The 17,016-nt window shown below is 73.8% G+C and carries 15 protein-coding genes; 9 read left to right on the plus strand and 6 right to left on the minus strand.

Translation table 11 applies throughout. From position 1 onward, the window contains the following. Window positions 1-15 precede the first annotated feature (15 nt). Window positions 16-549, minus strand: a complete 534-nt coding sequence (locus tag ACZ3IG_RS01745) for a PadR family transcriptional regulator (protein WP_215167658.1) — start codon at window positions 547-549, stop codon at window positions 16-18. Between the two features lie 238 nt (window positions 550-787). Here ACZ3IG_RS01745 and ACZ3IG_RS01750 point away from each other — a divergent pair, with 238 nt between their 5' ends. From ACZ3IG_RS01750 to ACZ3IG_RS01760, 3 genes are read left to right on the plus strand one after another with little or no spacing between them, the layout of a single operon-like run. Continuing rightward, on the plus strand, window positions 788-1,054 hold the full coding sequence (locus ACZ3IG_RS01750) for a hypothetical protein (RefSeq protein ID WP_467428016.1): 267 nt from the start codon (window positions 788-790) through the stop codon (window positions 1,052-1,054). Beyond that, window positions 1,055-3,166, plus strand: coding sequence for a 4-alpha-glucanotransferase (malQ, locus tag ACZ3IG_RS01755; protein WP_467428017.1), 2,112 nt, complete (start codon window positions 1,055-1,057; stop codon window positions 3,164-3,166). 9 nt (window positions 3,167-3,175) lie between these two features. Continuing rightward, window positions 3,176-3,466, plus strand: a complete 291-nt coding sequence (locus ACZ3IG_RS01760; protein WP_467428018.1) for a hypothetical protein — start codon at window positions 3,176-3,178, stop codon at window positions 3,464-3,466. Between the two features lie 92 nt (window positions 3,467-3,558). Here ACZ3IG_RS01760 and ACZ3IG_RS01765 read toward each other — a convergent pair whose 3' ends face one another. Further along, window positions 3,559-4,164: a TetR/AcrR family transcriptional regulator gene (locus tag ACZ3IG_RS01765; protein WP_467428019.1), complete on the minus strand. Its 606-nt coding sequence runs from the start codon at window positions 4,162-4,164 to the stop codon at window positions 3,559-3,561. Between the two features lie 170 nt (window positions 4,165-4,334). Between ACZ3IG_RS01765 and ACZ3IG_RS01770 the strand changes: the two genes are divergently transcribed. Then, window positions 4,335-5,789: an FAD-dependent monooxygenase gene (locus ACZ3IG_RS01770; protein ID WP_467428020.1), complete on the plus strand. Its 1,455-nt coding sequence runs from the start codon at window positions 4,335-4,337 to the stop codon at window positions 5,787-5,789. 60 nt (window positions 5,790-5,849) lie between these two features. Here ACZ3IG_RS01770 and ACZ3IG_RS01775 read toward each other — a convergent pair whose 3' ends face one another. Continuing rightward, the gene (locus ACZ3IG_RS01775) at window positions 5,850-6,245 is read right to left on the minus strand and encodes a hypothetical protein (RefSeq protein WP_467428022.1); all 396 of its coding nucleotides are present in this window, start codon (window positions 6,243-6,245) and stop codon (window positions 5,850-5,852) included. 202 nt (window positions 6,246-6,447) lie between these two features. On the opposite strand from ACZ3IG_RS01775, the gene ACZ3IG_RS01780 reads away from it, so the two are divergent. Together ACZ3IG_RS01780 and ACZ3IG_RS01785 are read left to right on the plus strand one after the other, a co-directional pair. Further along, window positions 6,448-6,963 (plus strand): SigE family RNA polymerase sigma factor, encoded by a 516-nt coding sequence (locus tag ACZ3IG_RS01780; protein ID WP_467428024.1) that lies wholly within the window; start codon window positions 6,448-6,450, stop codon window positions 6,961-6,963. An 8-nt stretch (window positions 6,964-6,971) separates the two neighbouring features. Further along, a complete protein-coding gene (locus ACZ3IG_RS01785) occupies window positions 6,972-7,487 on the plus strand; it encodes a hypothetical protein (RefSeq protein WP_467428025.1) in 516 nt (171 codons plus the stop codon). 237 nt (window positions 7,488-7,724) lie between these two features. Here ACZ3IG_RS01785 and pepN read toward each other — a convergent pair whose 3' ends face one another. Next, on the minus strand, window positions 7,725-10,295 hold the full coding sequence (pepN, locus tag ACZ3IG_RS01790; RefSeq protein WP_467428026.1) for an aminopeptidase N: 2,571 nt from the start codon (window positions 10,293-10,295) through the stop codon (window positions 7,725-7,727). A 111-nt stretch (window positions 10,296-10,406) separates the two neighbouring features. Here pepN and ACZ3IG_RS01795 point away from each other — a divergent pair, with 111 nt between their 5' ends. After that, window positions 10,407-10,916 (plus strand): DUF1203 domain-containing protein, encoded by a 510-nt coding sequence (locus ACZ3IG_RS01795; protein ID WP_467428027.1) that lies wholly within the window; start codon window positions 10,407-10,409, stop codon window positions 10,914-10,916. On the opposite strand, the gene ACZ3IG_RS01800 is transcribed toward ACZ3IG_RS01795, so the two are convergent. Then, window positions 10,877-11,893: an aspartate-semialdehyde dehydrogenase gene (locus ACZ3IG_RS01800; RefSeq protein ID WP_467428029.1), complete on the minus strand. Its 1,017-nt coding sequence runs from the start codon at window positions 11,891-11,893 to the stop codon at window positions 10,877-10,879. The two genes, ACZ3IG_RS01795 and ACZ3IG_RS01800, sit on opposite strands and share 40 nt — an antisense overlap. 392 nt (window positions 11,894-12,285) lie before the next feature. On the opposite strand from ACZ3IG_RS01800, the gene ACZ3IG_RS01805 reads away from it, so the two are divergent. Then, window positions 12,286-12,816 (plus strand): RNA polymerase sigma factor, encoded by a 531-nt coding sequence (locus ACZ3IG_RS01805; RefSeq protein WP_467428031.1) that lies wholly within the window; start codon window positions 12,286-12,288, stop codon window positions 12,814-12,816. A 1-nt stretch (window position 12,817) separates the two neighbouring features. Continuing rightward, window positions 12,818-13,630, plus strand: a complete 813-nt coding sequence (locus tag ACZ3IG_RS01810) for a hypothetical protein (protein WP_467428032.1) — start codon at window positions 12,818-12,820, stop codon at window positions 13,628-13,630. A 66-nt stretch (window positions 13,631-13,696) separates the two neighbouring features. Here ACZ3IG_RS01810 and ACZ3IG_RS01815 read toward each other — a convergent pair whose 3' ends face one another. Further along, window positions 13,697-17,011, minus strand: coding sequence for a S8 family serine peptidase (locus ACZ3IG_RS01815; RefSeq protein ID WP_467428033.1), 3,315 nt, complete (start codon window positions 17,009-17,011; stop codon window positions 13,697-13,699). Window positions 17,012-17,016: the final 5 nt, after the last annotated feature.

Consider the following 17,016-nt stretch of genomic DNA (forward strand, 5'->3'; position numbering starts at 1 on the left):
CCGTGTGGCCGTTCCTCATGTCGCGTCGACCTCCGCGGTCAGGGTGGTGAGCCGGGCCGCCGTGGTGGTCATCCAACGGAGGTCGGCGTCGAGGTGGTTGAGGGCGTAGTCGGCCGAGAGCACGGTCGCGAGGTCCGCCCCCGGCGCCGTCTTGACGGCCGTGAGTTCGCGCATCCGCGCCAGATGGGCGGCGCGCTGGTCGCGCAGATAGGCGGCCGGGTCGCCGCCCGCCAGGGCCGAGACGACGACCTTGGCGAAGATCTCGTTGGTCACGTGGGGGGCCGGCGGTGCGACCTCGGCGGCCCAGCGGGCCAGTTCGCGCCCGCCTTCCTCGGTCGCGCGGTACGCCGTCCGCTCCGGGCCGCCGTCCGAGCCGGTGCCGTCGATCTCGGCGAGGCCGTCGCGGACCAGGCGTTGCAGGGTCGTGTAGACCTGCCCGTAGGCCAGCGGGCGGGCCTGCGGGAAGCGTGCGTCGTGCCGTCGCTTCAGGTCATAGCCATGGCTCGGCCCCGAGGCGAGCAGCCCCAGCAGGATGTGGCGGGTGCTCATGGCGCTCAGTATTCACTGAGTACATGTACTGAGTGAATAGTAGTGGACGGGGGTGTTGGCGCGTCGGACGTTTTGTCCCGGCGTGGGTGGGGAGGGATGGCCCGTTCGTCCCGGTCCGGTGGGTGATCTCCTCCGGAGGGTGTGACCAGGGTCACGTTGGCGGGGTCGGGGCGTCTGGTTACGCATCTGCTGGGTAGGGCTGCGATTACCCCTGGCCGTACCCGACAAGGAGGCCTTCGTGGCTGCACACCTCACCTTCCCCGCCCCCTCCAAACCCTCGGCGGAGCAGTCCGCCGAAACCGAGGACGCGTTCGGGACGCCGGACGCGTACGCCGAGCCGCCGCTCACCAGTGAGCCGCCGCTGCCCGACGCCGAGCCGCTCACCAGCGAGTCCCCCTTCCCCGATGTCGTGCCGCTGACCAGCGAGTCCTCGCCCGAGTTGACCGCGGTCGTACCGGAACAGGGCACCGCCTCGTTCGCCGTACCGGAAGCCACGAGGCCGTAGGTGACGGCTCCCCGGCCGGACGGGCCCCCTTCCGAGGAGCTGACCCGGCTCGCCGAGTTGTACGGCGTCGCCGCTTCCTACCGGCCGTCCCCCGATCGCACGGTCGCCGCCTCCGCCACCGCGCTCGTCCGCGCCCTGGCCGCCCTCGGTGTCGACGCCGACGGCCCGGCGAAGGCGCGGGCCGCGCTCGCCGCCCGTGCCGAGGAGCTGGGCGCGCGGCTGCTGCCGCCGACCGTCGTCCAGTGGTCCGGCGGCGCCGTCCCGGCCGTCCTGGCCGCGCTGCCCGAGAGCGCTCGGCTGCGCGTCGACACCGAGCAGGGGGAGACCCGCACCGGGGTGGACGACCTGCCGGACGGGGTGCACACGCTGACCGTCACCGTTCCCGACGGGCGCACCGGCCGGGCCCACCTCGTCGTCGCCCCGCCCCGGCTGCCCGCCCCGCCCGACCGCTCCTACGGGCTGCTCGTCCAGCTCTACTCCCTGCTCTCCCGGCGTTCCTGGGGCATGGGCGACCTGGGCGACCTCACCGAACTGGCCGCCTGGGCCGGGCGCGCGCTCGGGGCGGGGTTCGTGCAGGTCAACCCGTTGCACGCCGCGGTGCCCGGCGCGCCGGGCGAGCCCACCGACCCCTCGCCGTACCGGCCCTCCTCGCGCCGCTTCCCCGACCCGGTGCACCTGCGGATCGAGGACGTCCCCGAGTACCGGTACGCCGGCGACCGCGCCCGTCTGGACGGCCTGCTGGAACGGGCCGGGCGGCTGCGCGCGCACGTGCTGAGCGGCCCGCAGGCGCTGATCGACCGGGACGCGGTGTGGGCGCTGAAGAAGGAGGCGCTGGAGCTGCTGCGCGAGGTGCCGCTCGGGCCCGGCCGCCGGGCCGCCCACCGGGACCACCTCGCCGCCCAGGGGCAGGCCCTGGAGGACCACGCCACCTGGTGTGCGCTGGCCGAGGTGCACGGCCCCGACTGGCGGCGCTGGCCGGCCGGACTGCGCGACCCCCGTTCCGCCGACACCGCCCGCGCCCGCGCCGCGCTGCGGGACCGCGTCGACTTCCACGCCTGGCTCACCTGGCTCACCGAGACCCAGCTCACCGACGCCCAGCGCACCGCCCGCGAGTCCGGGATGCCGGTCGGCATCGTGCACGACCTCGCGGTGGGGGCGCATCCGGTGGGCGCCGACGCGTGGGCGCAGCAGGAGTACTTCGCCGAGGGCATGTCGGTGGGCGCCCCGCCGGACGCCTTCAACGCTCGCGGCCAGGACTGGGGCCTGCCGCCCTGGCGGCCGGACCGGCTCGCGGAGTCCGGCTACGCGCCCTTCCGCGACCTGCTGCGCGCCCTGTTCCGCTACGCCGGCGCCCTGCGCATCGACCACGTCATGGGCCTGTTCCGGCTCTGGTGGGTGCCGCAGGGACTGCCGCCCACCGAGGGCACCTACGTCCGCTACGACGCCGAGGCCATGCTCGCCGTACTGGTCCTGGAGGCGTCCCGGGCCGGGGCCGTGGTGATCGGCGAGGACCTGGGCACCGTGGAGCCGGGCGTGCGGGAGGCGCTGCGCGAGCGCGGGGTGCTCGGCACCTCCGTGCTGTGGTTCGAGCGGGACTGGGAGGGCGACGGGCGGCCGCTGCCCGCCGACCGCTGGCGGGCCGACTGCCTGGCCACCGCCACCACTCACGACCTGCCGCCCACCGCCGCCCGCCTCACCGGCGAGTACGTCGGCCTGCGCGACCGGCTCGGCCTGCTCACCCGCCCGGTCGAGGAGGAACGGGCCGAGGCGGCGGCCGACGCGGGGGAATGGCTGGAACTGCTGGCCCGGCTGGGGCTGCTGGACGTTTCCGCCGGTCCGGCCGCCGAGGAGGCCGGCATTCAGGCCGTCCACCGCTTTCTGCGGGCCACCCCGGCCCGCATGGTGGGCCTCTGGCTGCCGGACGCGGTCGGCGACCGCCGCCCGCAGAACCTCCCCGGCACCTGGGACCAGTACCCGAACTGGCGGCTGCCGATCACCGACGCCGCAGGCCGCCCGGTGACCCTGGAGGAGCTGGCGGCCTCGCCCCGGCTGCACGCGCTGATCGACGCCGTACGGCACCCCGGGCGCGCGGGGCCGGGCGGCGTTCGCTAACTTGGGGACGTGGACAAGAAGAACGCCTTGCGCGCCGGCACCTTGGCGGCCGGTACGACGCTGATGATGCTGCTCATGTCGTCCCCCGCGCTCGCGCTGACCCGCGACGACGGTGACGACCCCGGCACGGGCCTGAGCGTCATCGAGACGCTGGGCCTCTACGTCTTCGCCCCGATCGTGCTCTTCGCGGTCATCGCGGCGCTGGTCATGGTCCTGGACCGCTCCAAGGAGGAGCACCGGGTGACCAGCCGCAACATCAAGACCCGGGAGACCATGAGGAAGGCCGACGCCAAGGCCTGACACACCGGTCGCTTCCCGTCGAGGGCGCCTGCCGCGGGCAGGTGCCCTCGACGTGTGTCAGGCGTCCTCGACGCGCGTCCGGGGTCCGTTCGTCACGGGCTCGGTGCGGTGAGGTAGCGCTGCACGGTGGGGCCCAGCCACGCCACCAGCTCCCCTTCGGACAGGTCCACGGCCGGCGGGATGCGCAGTACATAGCGGGTGAGCGCCATCCCGAGGAGCTGTGAGGCGATCAGCGCGGCCCGGGTCGGGGCCTGTTCGGGGTCCGGGCAGACCCGCTGGGCGACCGGCAGCACCTGGTCGCGGAAGATGCCCCGGGTGCGCTCGGCCCCGTCGGCGCTCAGGGCACCGGCCCTGAGGACGGCCGTCAGCACCTCGTTCTTCTCCCAGAGGGAGAGGAAGTGCCGGACCAGGGCCGCGCCCACGGTGTCCCGGGGGAGGGCGGAGACGTCGGGCAGTCTCAGGTCCACGGAGACGGCCGCCGTGAAGAGGCCCTCCTTGCTGCCGTAGTACCGCATCACCATCGACGGGTCGATCCGCGCGTCCCGCGCGATGGCGCGGATGGTGGCGCGGTCGTAGCCGTCGACGGCGAAGCGTTCGCGGGCGGCTTCGAGGATCGCGGCGCGGGTGGCGTCGGAGCGGCGGGCGGGCGGCGGGCCGGCCGGGGCCGAGGGGTCGGGCGGCGGGGGAGTGGCTGACATGCGCCCCAGCGTAGGCCAACACTCGTAGGCCAACAACTGTTGACAACGGCTCCGAGCGGCTCCTACGGTTGACAACAAGCGTTGGCAACGTGTGTTGGCAAACGGTGGTTGGCCAACACGCGTTTGCCTCCGGCTGTTTGCCCCGGCTGTTGGCCCCCAGGAGGCTCACCATGAACGGCACGCCCCGCACCACGCCCGGCACCGTGATCGTCGTAGGCGCCGGCCCCACCGGCCTGCTCCTGGCCGGTGACCTCGCCGCCGCCGGCGTCCCCGTCACCCTCGTCGAGAAGCGCCCCTCCCGGATCAGCAACCTCTCCCGCGCCTTCGGACTGCACGCCCGCAGCATGGAGCAGCTCGACGCCCGCGGCCTGGCCGAGCCGCTGGAGGCGATCGGCCGTCGCCTCGAACACATCCGCTTCTTCGATCTCGCCCTCGACTTCGCCGCCCTCCCCTCCCGCTTCAACCACGTCCTGATGGTTCCGCAGTACGAGGTGGAGACGGTCCTGCGGCGGCGCGCGGTGGAGGCGGGGGCGGAACTCCGGTACGAGACGGAGGTGACCGGACTGCGCCAGGACCCGTCGGGGGTCACCGTCGCCGTACGCGGACCGGACGGCACCCCGGGCGAACTGCGCGCCCAGTACGTCGTCGGCGCCGACGGCGTGCGCAGCGCCGTGCGGCACGCGGTCGGGCTGCCCTTCCCGGGCCGTGCGGTGATCCGCTCGGTGGTCATCGCCGACGTGCGCTTCGCCGAGGAGTACGGCGCGCGGCTCACCGGGGACTCCGTCCCGGGCGCCTTCGTCGTCATCGCGCCCTTCGGCGACGGCTACCACCGGGTCGTCGGCTGGCAGCGCGAGCGCGACGTCCCCGACAGCGAGCCGGTCGACCTGGCCGAGGTCAAGGAGCTGGTGCGCCGGGTGACGGGCGGGGACTACGGAATGCACGACCCCCGCTGGCTCTCGCGTTTCCACAGCGAGGAGCGCCAGGTGCCCGCCTACCGGGCCGGCCGGGTCTTCCTGGCCGGTGACGCGGCGCACGTACACAGCCCGGCCGGCGGCCAGGGCATGAACACCGGCCTCCAGGACGCGGCCAACCTGAGCTGGAAACTGGCGGCCGTCCTGCACGGCCGGGCGCCGGAGACGCTGCTCGACAGCTACCAGTCCGAACGCCACCCCGTCGGCCGGGCGGTCCTGCGCAGCAGCGGCGGGATGATCCGCCTGGCCATGGCCTCCCGGCCCGGGGCGCGGGCGCTGCGGTCGGCGGCCGTCACGGCACTGGACCACGCGGGTCCCGTCCGGCGCCGGGTGACCGGGCTGATCGCCGGCCTCGGCTACAAGTACGACGCTCCGCGCGGCGCCCACCGGCTCACCGGCGCCCGGGTCCCCGACGTGGCCCTCGCGGGCGGCGGGCGGCTGTACGAGGCGCTGCGCGGCGGACGGTTCGTGCTGATCTCCCCGGACGCGGCCGAGGGCGGGGGCGACGGCCGTGCGGACCGGCTCGCGGTGGAGCGCTGGGCGAGCGGGCGCCGTACGGCGGTGCTGGTGCGGCCCGACGGCTACGTGGCCTGGGCGGCCGAGGACCCGGACCCCGTGGCGACCGAGGCGGCACTCGCCGCGCACGTGGGCTGAACGGGCCCGCGGCGGCCGGCGCCTCCCGTGGGCCGGGAGGCGCCGGCGCTTCTGGCGGGGTCAGCCCACCGCGGCGGCCCGCTCGGCCGCGCTCAGCTCGGATACCGGGACGGGCACCGACACCCGCTCCGCTTCCTGGCGGACCTCGACGGGCGTGGCGGTCTCCTCCGGGACGGCGACCGGCGCGGCGGCGTCCTCGGCGTGGCCGACGGGCATGGGGACCTCCTCGGGGACCTCGACCGGCGTGGCGGTCTCCTCCGGGACCTCCACGGGCGTCGCGGTCTCCTCGGGGACGGCGACCGGCGTGGCGGTCTCCTCCGTCACGGCGACCGGGGCGGCGGCGTCGTGGCCCGTGGCCGCGGAGGCGATGCCGGCCGTGCCCGCGGCGGCCAGGACGGTTCCGGCGGCCAGGCTGTACAGGCGGCGGCGGTTCTGCGAGATCTTACGGTGCTTCAACGGTCGTCCTCATTCTCGGTCGGGGCCCACCGCGCGGGGCGGGAGCCTTCGTGTGAGAGGAGTACGGGGCGGCCGGGACCGGGGTTGCACGCGGTCGCGGAGGAATCTTTTCCGCCGCGCGGTGCAACCCTCCGGGCCCCGGTCCCCGTATGCCTTACAGGCGGGGTGGGCGGGTCGGTGCGGGAGCGGAAGGTCGGCAAGAGTGAGGGAAGCGGTCCGGGAGCGGGAGTTCCGGGAATTCGCCGAGGCGCGGCAGGCGCAACTGCGCCGCAGCGCCTACCTGCTGTGCGGGGACTGGCACCAGGCGCAGGACCTGACCCAGACCGCCCTGATGAAGCTGTACGCGGCGTGGAGCCGGGTCCGCCGGGACGGCAACGTCGACGCCTATGCCCGTACGATCCTCACCCGTACCTTCATCGACCAGCAGCGCAAGGGAGGCTGGCGCGAGGAGCCGGTGAGCGAGCCGCCCGATCTGACCTCTACCGTGTCGGCCACACCGGAGTTGCGCCTGATGATGCAAGAGGCCCTGATGGAGTTGTCGCCCCGTTACCGGGCCGTGCTGGTCCTGCGGTTCTGGGAGGACTGGACGGTCGAGCAGACCGCGCAGGCGCTGCGGGTGAGCCCGGGAACGGTGAAGAGCCAGAGCGCCCGCGGCCTCGCCCGGCTGCGGGCGATCGTCGAGGACCTGACCGGCGAGCGCGAACGGACGGCCAGGTGAACCCGGGCATGGACGGCCCCCTGGACGGCCACGACGACGAAACCCTGCACGCCGTCTTCCGGGAGGTGCTAGGCGCCCACCCGGAGCCCGCTCTGCCCAGCGTCGTCGACGCGGCCGTCGCCGGCGGGCGCCGCATCCGGCGCAGGCGCCGCACGGTGCTCGCCGCGGCCGGTGCCGTCGCGGCGCTGGTCTGCACGGTCACCGCCGCCGCCGTCACGCTGTCCGGCGCGGACGCCGAGCCCGCTGCGCCGCTCGCCCCGGCCGGTCCCACGCACCCGGCCACGTCCGTTCCCACGCCCGTGCCCACGGAGGCCATGACGGAGGTTCCGTCCACCGACGGGACGGCGGGCCCCGGCCGGTCCGCGGCGGGCGCCGTCCCCGGCGCGGCGACGGCCTCGGACGACGCGGCGGACCCCGCGAACCCCGCGAACCCCGCGGACCGGGGAACCGTGCCCGTCCCGGAAACCGCGGCGGACGCGGCGACTTCGAAGGACGTCCCCGACCCGGCCGGCACGGCCCCCTGACGCTCCGCCCCCGCGACACCTCGCCCCCGTGACACCTCGCCCCCGTGACACCTCGCCCCCGTGACACCTCGCCCCCGTGACACCTCGCCCCAGCGACACCTCGCCCCAGCGACACCTCGCCCCCGTGACACCCCGCCCCTGCGACACCCCGCCCCCGTGACACCCCGCGAAACGCCGAGGGCGCCCGGGAGACTCCCCGGGCGCCCCACCACGTCACGAGCCCGGAGGGCTCCCGCGTCAGCCCGCCGCCGCGTCCGCCGCCTGCGCCCGCAGCGCCCGCTCCACGCCCGAGCGGCACTCCGAGACCAGCCGCCGCAGGGCCGCGTTCGGCCGGGCGGACGCCAGCCACGCGTCGGTCTTGCGCAGCGTCTCGTCCGTCACCTGCACCGCCGGGTACAGACCGACGGCGATCTGCTGGGCCATCTCGTGCGAACGGGACTCCCAGACACCCGCCAGCACCTCGAAGTACCGGTCCGTGTACGGCGCCAGCAGCTCCCGCTGGTCGGTCTGGACGAAGCCGGAGATCACCGCCTCCTGCACGGCGTTCGGCAGCTTGTCGGAGTCGATCACCGACGCCCACGCCTCCGCCTTGGCCTGCTCGGTCGGCCGGGCCGACCGAGCCGTGGCGGCGTGCCGCTCACCGGCGGCGGTGCGGTCCCGCTCGTACTCGCCGGCGATCTCCGTCTCGTCGAAGCGTCCGACCGCCGCGAGCCGCTGCACGAACGCCCAGCGCAGCTCGGTGTCGACGGCCAGCCCCTCCACGGACCCCGTCCCGTCGAGCAGCGCCTCCAGCAGGTCCAGCTGCTCCGGCGTGCGGGCCGTCGCCGCGAACGCCCGCGCCCAGGCCAGCTGGTGGTCGCTGCCCGGCGTGGCCGCGCGCAGGTGCGCCAGCGTCGCCTCGGTCCAGCGGGTGAGCAGCGTCTCGCGGGCCGCCGGGTCGGAGTACTGGTCCACGGCCAGCTTCACCTGCCGCTGCAGGGACTGCACGACGCCGATGTCGGACTCCTTGCCGATGCCGGACAGCACCAGGGAGAGGTAGTCGCGGGTGGCGAGTTCGGCGTCCCGGGTCATGTCCCAGGCCGACGCCCAGCACAGGGCGCGCGGCAGGGACTCGGCGAAGTCGCCGAGGTGCCCGGTGACGAACGCCAGCGACTGCTCGTCCAGGCGGACCTTGGCGTAGGACAGGTCGTCGTCGTTGAGGAGGACCACCGCCGGGCGGCGCGTGCCGACCAGCTGCGGTACGTCGGTCAGCTCGCCGTCCACGTCCAGTTCGACGCGCTCCCCGCGCACCAGCTTGCCGCTCGGGTCGAGGTCGTAGCAGCCGACGGCGATGCGGTGCGGGCGCAGGGTGGGCTCGCCCTTGGCGCCGGCGGGAAGCGCGGGGGCCTCCTGCCGGATGGCGAAGGAGGTGATGGTGCCCTCGGCGTCCGTGTCGATCACCGGGCGCAGCACGTTGATGCCGGCTGTCTCCAGCCACGCCTTCGACCAGGACCTCAGGTCCCGCCCGGAGGTCTCCTCCAGCGCGCCCAGCAGGTCGGACAGGCGCGTGTTGCCGTACGCGTGACGCTTGAAGTACGCCTGCACGCCCTGGAAGAACGCGTCCTCACCGACGTACGCCACGAGCTGCTTGAGCACGGAGGCGCCCTTGGCGTACGTGATGCCGTCGAAGTTGACGAGCACGTCGTCGAGGTCGGTGATGTCCGCCATGATCGGGTGCGTGGACGGCAGCTGGTCCTGCCGGTACGCCCAGGTCTTCATGGAGTTGGCGAACGTCGTCCACGAGTGCGGCCAGCGCGAGCCGGGCGCCGCCGCCTGGCAGGCGATCGACGTGTACGTGGCGAACGACTCGTTCAGCCACAGGTCGTTCCACCACTCCATGGTGACCAGGTCGCCGAACCACATGTGGGCCAGCTCGTGCAGGATGGTCTCGGCGCGCGTCTCGTAGGCCGCGTCCGTCACCTTCGACCGGAAGACGTACTGGTCGCGGATGGTGACCGCGCCCGCGTTCTCCATCGCGCCCGCGTTGAACTCCGGCACGAAGAGCTGGTCGTACTTCTCGAACGGGTACGCGTAGTCGAACTTCTCCTGGAACCAGTCGAAGCCCTGCCGCGTCACCTCGAAGATCGCGTCGGAGTCGAGGTGCTCGGCCAGCGACGGACGGCAGTAGATGCCCAGCGGCACGTTCTGCCCGTCCTTCTCGTACACGCTGTGCACCGAGTGGTACGGGCCGGCGATCAGGGCCGTGATGTACGACGAGATGCGCGGCGTCGGCGCGAAGGCCCAGACGTTGTCCTGCGGTTCGGGCGTGGGGGAGTTGGAGATGACGGTCCAGCCCTCGGGCGCCCGCACGGTGAACTGGAAGGTCGCCTTCAGGTCCGGCTGCTCGAAGCTGGCGAAGACCCGGCGGGCGTCCGGCACCTCGAACTGGGTGTACAGGTACGCCTGCTCGTCGACCGGGTCGACGAACCGGTGCAGGCCCTCACCGGTGTTGGTGTACGCGCAGTCGGCGACGACCCGCAGGATGTTGCGCCCCTCCAGCAGACCGGGCAGCGCGATCCGGGAGTCCGCGAAGACGCTGGACACGTCGAGCTGGTCGCCGTTGAGGACGACCTCGTGGACGGCCGGGGCCACCAGGTCGATGAAGGACGCGGCCCCGTTCTCGGCCACATCGAACCGCACCGTCGTCACGGACCGGTACGTACCGCCCTCCTGCGCGCCGGAGAGGTCGAGATCGATCTCGTACGCGTCCACGGAGAGCAGCTTCGCCCGCTGCTGCGCCTCTTCGCGGGTCAGGTTTGTGCCAGGCACGCGGTCATCTCCTCGTATGTGTCGTTTCCGCCATCCTTCCACGCGCGCCGGGCCGAACGCGATGTCCGTTTCCCGCCGGTGCGCGGCCCCCTCGCCCCGCAGCCTGGGGGGATGACGACGTACACCGCACACCCGATCCCGGCGGACACCCTGAAGGAGCTGCGGATCATCGACGACGCGGGACGCGCGGCGGTCCCCTTCACCGACGAGGAGGGCGGCGCGCCCCTGCGCTGCTGTCTGCACCGCAGCGCCCCCGGCGACCGGCTCGCGCTGGTGTCGTACGCGCCGCTGCGCCGCTGGGCGGCGGCGACGGACGCCGACCCGGCGGCCTACGACGAGCAGGGCCCCGTCTTCGTCCACGCCGAGGAGTGCCCGGGACCGGACCTCGGCGGCGGCCTGCCGTTCACCGACAGCCACCGGGTGCTGCGTCGCTACTCGGCCCAGGGACACATCCTGGGCGGGCGGCTGGTGGAACAGGACTTCGAAGGGGCCCTCACGGCAGCGTTCGACGACCCGGCCGTGGCGTTCGTCCACGTCCGGGCCGTCGAGTACGGCTGTTTCTACTACCGGGTCGAGCGGCCTCAGCCCTTCAGCTCGGCCGCCACCAGCTCCGCGATCTGAACGGCGTTCAGCGCGGCGCCCTTGCGCAGGTTGTCGTTGGAGACGAACAGGGCGAGGCCGTGCTCGACGGTCTCGTCCTGGCGGATGCGGCCGACGTAGGACGGGTCCTGACCGGCGGCCTGGAGCGGGGTCGGGACCTCCGCGAGGGCCACGCCGGGGGCGCCGCCGAGCAGCTCCTTGGCGCGCTCCACGCTGATCGGGCGGGCGAAGCGGGCGTTGATCTGGAGGGAGTGGCCGGTGAAGACCGGGACCCGGACGCACGTGCCGGAGACCTTCAGCTCCGGGATCTCCAGGATCTTGCGGGACTCGTGGCGGAGCTTCTGCTCCTCGTCGGTCTCGTGCAGGCCGTCGTCGACGATCGACCCGGCCAGCGGCAGCACGTTGTACGCGATCGGCGCGACGTACTTGTCCGGCTCGGGGAACTCGGCGGCACCGCCGTCGTGGGTGAGCTTCGGCGCGTCCTCGCCGACCTTCTTGACCTGCTCGAACAGCTCGTCCACACCGGCCAGACCGGAACCGGACACCGCCTGGTACGTGGCGACGACCAGCGCTTCGAGGCCCGCCTCGGCGTGCAGCGGACGCAGCACCGGCATCGCGGCCATCGTGGTGCAGTTCGGGTTGGCGATGATGCCCTTGGGGCGGGAGGCGATCGCGTGCGGGTTGACCTCGGAGACCACCAGCGGCACGTCGGGGTCGCGGCGCCACGCCGAGGAGTTGTCGATCACGACCGGGCCCTGCGCGGCGACCTTCTCGGCCAGCGCCTTGGAGGTGGCGCCGCCCGCCGAGAACAGCACGATGTCCAGGCCGGAGTAGTCGGCGGTGGCCGCGTCCTCCACCGTCACCCCGTCCAGCTCCTTGCCCGCGCTGCGGGCGGAGGCGAACAGCCGCAGCTCGGTGACCGGGAAGTTCCGTTCGCCGAGGATCCTGCGCATGACCGTGCCGACCTGTCCGGTGGCTCCGACGATTCCGACCCTCACGGCGACTCCCTTGCGTGACATGCGTGACTTGCGTGACATGCGTGACCTGCGTGCGCCCGGCCTGTGTGGCCGGGACTTTTCCATCGTGCGAACTTTTCCATCATGCGGTCATCCCCGGCCCACCTGTCCACCGCATTCCCCGGTGATCTGGCCGAACGGGCCGCGACGGTAGGGGGCGCCACCGCCGTCCCTGCGGCCACACCCCTGCCGAGCTGCAGGAATTCACCCCCTGAGGCCCCGGCGCCGCAAGCTGTGCTGCCTCGCCCCTGCCCCTTTCGTCCCGGCCCACACCCGGTGTGACGTACGCCTCGGTGCGGGCCGGCGGTGTCGGAGCGAACGTTTCCGCCCGCTGCGGCGTCGTAGGGGAAACGCGGCGAGGGGAGGGGTGGCCGGTGCTGCGCAGAAAGGTCCGCCGAGGGGCGGGGGAGGCCGTCGGCGACGATCCGCTGGACGCGGCCCAGGAGCGCCGGGTGCGGGCGGTGCTCGCGCTCGGCGGAGTACCGCAGGCGGACCTGCCGGACGGGGTGCAGCAGGTCCGCCTGCGGCTGCTGGAGCGCGCCGCCAGCGGCCGTGAGGCACCCCGGGACGTCTCGGCGTGGGCGGCGGTGGTCGCCTCCAACCTCGCCATGGACTGGCACCGGGCCAAACGCCGCCAGGAGCGGATCGGCGAGCGGCTCGCCGCGCTGCGCCAGAGCGACCACCCCTCCGGCGAGGACACCAGCCTGCTCTCCCTCGCCGTCGCCCGGGGCCTGGACGCGCTGCCCGACGCCCAGCGCCAGGTCGTCGTGCTGCGCTTCTACGCCGATCTGCCGGTGCGCGGCATCGCCGAGGAGCTGGGTGTTCCCGAGGGCACGGTCAAGAGCAGGCTGCACACGGCGGTACGGGCCCTGCGCGCCCGGCTGCACGAGGACGAGGTGGTGTGACGTGGCCGCCGAGCACGACGCGTACGACGCGTACGACGGGTTCGACGAGCGCGAGGCGTCCGACGGGACTGACGTGCGTGACGCGTACGACGGGACCGACGCGTACGAGGGTGCCGTTCCCGATGACGCGCTGATGGCCGCGATCCTGGGCGAGCCGCTGCCGCCGGGGTCCGCCGAGGCGGCCGACGTGGCGGTGCTGCGGGAGCGGCTGGGGGTCCTCGGGCGGGTCCTGAGCGAGCCCCCGCCCCCACCGGGGCCGGCCCCGGCCGCGCCCCGCCCCCGCCCCCGCCCCCGCCCCCGTCCGCATCCCCGCCCCCGTTCCCGGCGCCACCGCCGGAACCTGGCCCTCGGCGCGCTCGCCGTCGCCTGCGCGGGCGCCTTCCTCTCCGGCATGGCGTGGCTGGTGACGCAGGCCGGGGGCGGCGGCGCCGAGGACGCGGGGGCCTCCAGCGCCCAGGCCGGCTCCGGCGCCAAGGAGGCCGCCGTCACCTTCGGCAGCCCCGCCTACCTGGCCTGCGCCCGGCTGGTCGCCGAGGGCACGGTGACCGGGGCGGAACCGGCGCCCGGGGAAGCGGGCCGGCGGATCACGGTGGAGATCACCCGGCAGTACGCGCCCGAGGGGGTCTCGCGCGAGGTCGCCTTCCTGACGGGGGCGGGCACCGGCGCCCCCGGCGTGGGCGACCGCGTGCTGTTCGGGCTCCCGGCGCACGGCGTCCACCCGGACGCCCTCTTCGTGGGCGAGGCCGAGATCGCCCCCGAACGCGCCCGTGTCACCGCCGCCCTCCCCGCGTCCCGCACCCTCACCTGCGAGTGACCGAGGGGGAAAGGGGAAAGGGGGCGGGCGCCGAAGCACCCGCCCCCTCCTTCGCGCCGTACCGGACTACGGCACGACCTTCTCGATCGCCACGCTGCCGGTGCCCGCGACCGTGCCGCGGGCGTCGACGAGCTGGACCCGACCGAAGAACTCCCGGCCCTCGGGCGCGGCGGCCAGCGCCGTCACGCTGCCGGAGACGGCGGCCGAGTCACCCGTGCCCAGCGACACCGGCGCCCCGTCGACGTCGACCGTGCCGAGGGTGGCCGCGAAGTACACGTCCCGGTAGTCGTACTCCGTGGAGCCGGACGGCACCGCGTAGCCGACGACCTCGACGGTGTACGTGCCGGCGGCCGGGTCGGGGACGGAGACGGACTCCTCGGAGTCGCCGTCGGCGCTCTGCCCGACCAGGGTGCCGTCCGCGTCGTAGACCGCCAGGTCCAGGTCGGCGGAGGCGTCCGAGACGCCGCCGATGGCCACGTCCAGCGAGGTCGCGCCCTCGGGGACCTCGACCGTGGTGGTCCGCGTGTCGCCCTCGGCGAGGGCGGGACGGTCGGTGAGGGAGGAGCCCAGCGGGCCGCCCGTCAGCTTGCCGCCGGCGATCGCGGCGTACCGGTTGGTCACCGTCCAGGAGGCGGTGACCGGGGTGCCGGCCTCGGCCTCGGGCACGGTCACGACCTCGGGGTCGAAGTCCGCGCCGAGCAGGGAGACGTCCAGGGTGTACGGGTTGTCGAGCAGCGGCGAGGTGCGCCGCGACTCGACCTCGATCTCCCACACGCCGGGCTGCGGGTCGGCGTACGCACGCACGTCCGGCTTGCAGCCGTTGCCGTCGAGGTAGTTGCTGTAGCAGTACGGCGTGGAGGTGTTGTCGAGCGGGACGCCGTACGGGTGGATGGCGATGAACCGGGTCTGGCTCCGGTCCTTCAGCCCGCCGATGGCGACCTCCAGGGTCCTGGCGCCCTCGGGGACCGTGACGAAGTGGGACGTGGTGCTGTTGCGCTGCACCGAACCGGACGCGGAGTAGCTGAACCTCTGCTCCGCCCCGAGCGGGGCCGCGACCACGACCGTGGTCATGACCTGCTGGTCGACGCCCTCCGTCTTCGGGTCGTCGACCTCCAGGATCGCGCTCTTGAGCCCGGCGGACCGGGGCACCGCCCGCACCTCGACGGTGACCGGCTGGTTCAGCGGCAGCCTCACCGTGTCGGAGCCGACGACCTCGAAGGTGCGGCCCGCGTTGTTCTCGAAGCGCAGCTCGTGCCGGAGCGCCTTGTCGGCGCCGGTGGTGCGGGTGAGCGTGATCTCGTACGTCTTCTTCTGGCCCGCCTTCAGACCGCCCTCGCGGTCGTAGAGGCCGGTGCCGGAGCCCGGGGTCTCAAGGGCGTGGTCGATCGCGGTGTCGACCGGGGCCTTGACCGTGTACTCGTGCGCCGAGGCGCCGCGCCGGATCGACTTCCAGGCGTCCACGACATTGATCAGGCCCGCGCCCTCCTCGTACGCCTGCACACCCTTGATGTGGTCGGCGGTGGAGGTCAGCGCGGTGCGCAGGGTGGCCGGGGTGAGGTCGAGGTGCTTCTGCTTCGCCGCCGACAGCAGCAGCGCGGAGGCGCCCGCCGCCTGCGGGGAGGCCATCGAGGTGCCCTGGAGCATGCCGTAGCCGGCGGGGAGCGCGTAGCCGGCCTCGGTGACCGGGGCGCCCGGCATCCAGGTCTGGATGGTGTTGATCGCCGCGCCCGGCGCGGTCAGCGTCGGCGTGAAACCGCCGTCCTCCCGCGGGCCGCGCGAGGAGAACGGCATCATGGCGTACTTCTTCTCCACCGCCGAGCCGTAGTTGACCGCCCAGGTCTCCTTGGAGATGGACGCGCCGACCGAGACGACCTTGTCGGCCAGGCCGGGGTCGCCGATGGTGTTGGCGCCGGGGCCGGAGTTGCCGGCGGAGATCACCAGCTGGACGCCGTACTCGTCGATGAGCCGGGTGTACAGCTCGGCGCGGGCGTTGTTGCCGTCGTTGAGGGACGGCAGGCCGCCGATCGACATGTTGACGATGTCGACGCCGCGGTTGACGACGAGGTCGATCATGCCCTCGGTGAGGGCGACGTTGGTGCAGCCGCCGGTCCAGGTGCAGGCGCGCGAGGAGACGATCCGCGCGCCGGGGGCGGCGCCGTCCATCTGCCCGCCGAACAGGCCGTTGGCGGCCGTGATGCCCGCGACGTGGGTGCCGTGCTCGGACTCGATGACGCCGATGTTGACGAAGTCGGCCTTGGCGCCCGTGCTGTTGTGGACGACGTCCTTGCGGATCTCGACGACGAACGGCTGCCGCTCGGCGACGTCCGTCTTCGGGTCGTCGGTGCCGAAGTACCCGATCTGGTAGCCGTCCTTGTACGGCTTCATCGGGGTGTCGTCGGCGAAGTCGTGGTTGCCGTTGAGGTCGACGCGGACCGTGCCGGCCGCCGCGTCGTACAGGACGCCCCAGGAGTCGGTGGTGTCGCCGTCCCGGTTGGCGTCGCCGGCCGCGTCGCCGCCGGTGGTGTACGACTCCAGGAAGGTGCTCACCTTGTAGGAGCCGGCGGGGGCGGTCCAGGTCTCGCCGCCGTAGGTGAACGCCGGGCCGGAGACGGCGGCGGTCATCGGCCGCCAGGTCTCGTCGCCGTCGACGACCGGGTCGGTCGCGGTGACCCAGTCGACGATCTTCCGCTGCCCGGTGGTGGTCTTCTGGAGCGCCGGGTGGGCCAGGTCCACCCCGGAGTCCAGGATGCCGATGGTGATGCCGCGGCCGTCCGCCTTCGGGTTCTGCTTCACGAAGTCGACGGCGCCCGTCTCGAAGGACGGGTTGTACGGGTTCTCCGCCGGGGTGTTCCTGCCGGGGGCCTTGGCGGCGGTGGCCGTCGCCCCGGTCGCGGCGCCCTTCGCGGTGTCCGCGCTGGGCGTCGGGTCGTCCAGCGCGATCTCCTCGCGTAGATCGATGCCGTGCACGGAGGAGAGCTTCGCGGCGGCGGCGATCGCGGCGTCCGCCTTGGCGGTGGGGACGGTGGCGCGGACGTAGCCCAGCTTGTCGTAGGTGCGGCCCACGGTGCCGCCCTGGACCGCGTCCAGCTTCTTCGCGACCTCGGCGGTGTCGCCGGGGGCGGTGGCGACCATCATCGTGACGTTCTTCTCGCCGTCGGCCCTGGCCTCGGCGAGCCGGTCGGCGTCGTCCGAACCGAGCTTTTCGTGCGCGGACTTGACGGAGGGGCCGGCGGCCGGGGCGGTGGTGGCCGGGCCGTCGGCGGCGAGGGCCACGGGTATCGGCCCGGCCGCGGCGAGTGCGGCGACGAGACCGGCGGCCACGGCGATACGGGCCGCGCGTCTGCCACCCGGTATCGGGTCGCGCTGGGGGGTGTGGGTCATCGGCA

This window comes from Streptomyces sp. NPDC016677 (genome assembly GCF_055562815.1).

Excerpts from the sequence above, each read along its gene's own strand:
- ACZ3IG_RS01745 (WP_215167658.1), bottom strand. The coding sequence starts at position 549 with ATGAGCACCCGCCACATCCTGCTGGGGCTGCTCGCCTCGGGGCCGAGC.
- ACZ3IG_RS01765 (WP_467428019.1), bottom strand. The coding sequence starts at position 4,164 with ATGTCAGCCACTCCCCCGCCGCCCGACCCCTCGGCCCCGGCCGGCCCG.
- ACZ3IG_RS01770 (WP_467428020.1), top strand. The coding sequence starts at position 4,335 with ATGAACGGCACGCCCCGCACCACGCCCGGCACCGTGATCGTCGTAGGC.
- ACZ3IG_RS01785 (WP_467428025.1), top strand. The coding sequence starts at position 6,972 with ATGGACGGCCCCCTGGACGGCCACGACGACGAAACCCTGCACGCCGTC.
- ACZ3IG_RS01795 (WP_467428027.1), top strand. The coding sequence starts at position 10,407 with ATGACGACGTACACCGCACACCCGATCCCGGCGGACACCCTGAAGGAG.
- ACZ3IG_RS01815 (WP_467428033.1), bottom strand. The coding sequence starts at position 17,011 with ATGACCCACACCCCCCAGCGCGACCCGATACCGGGTGGCAGACGCGCG.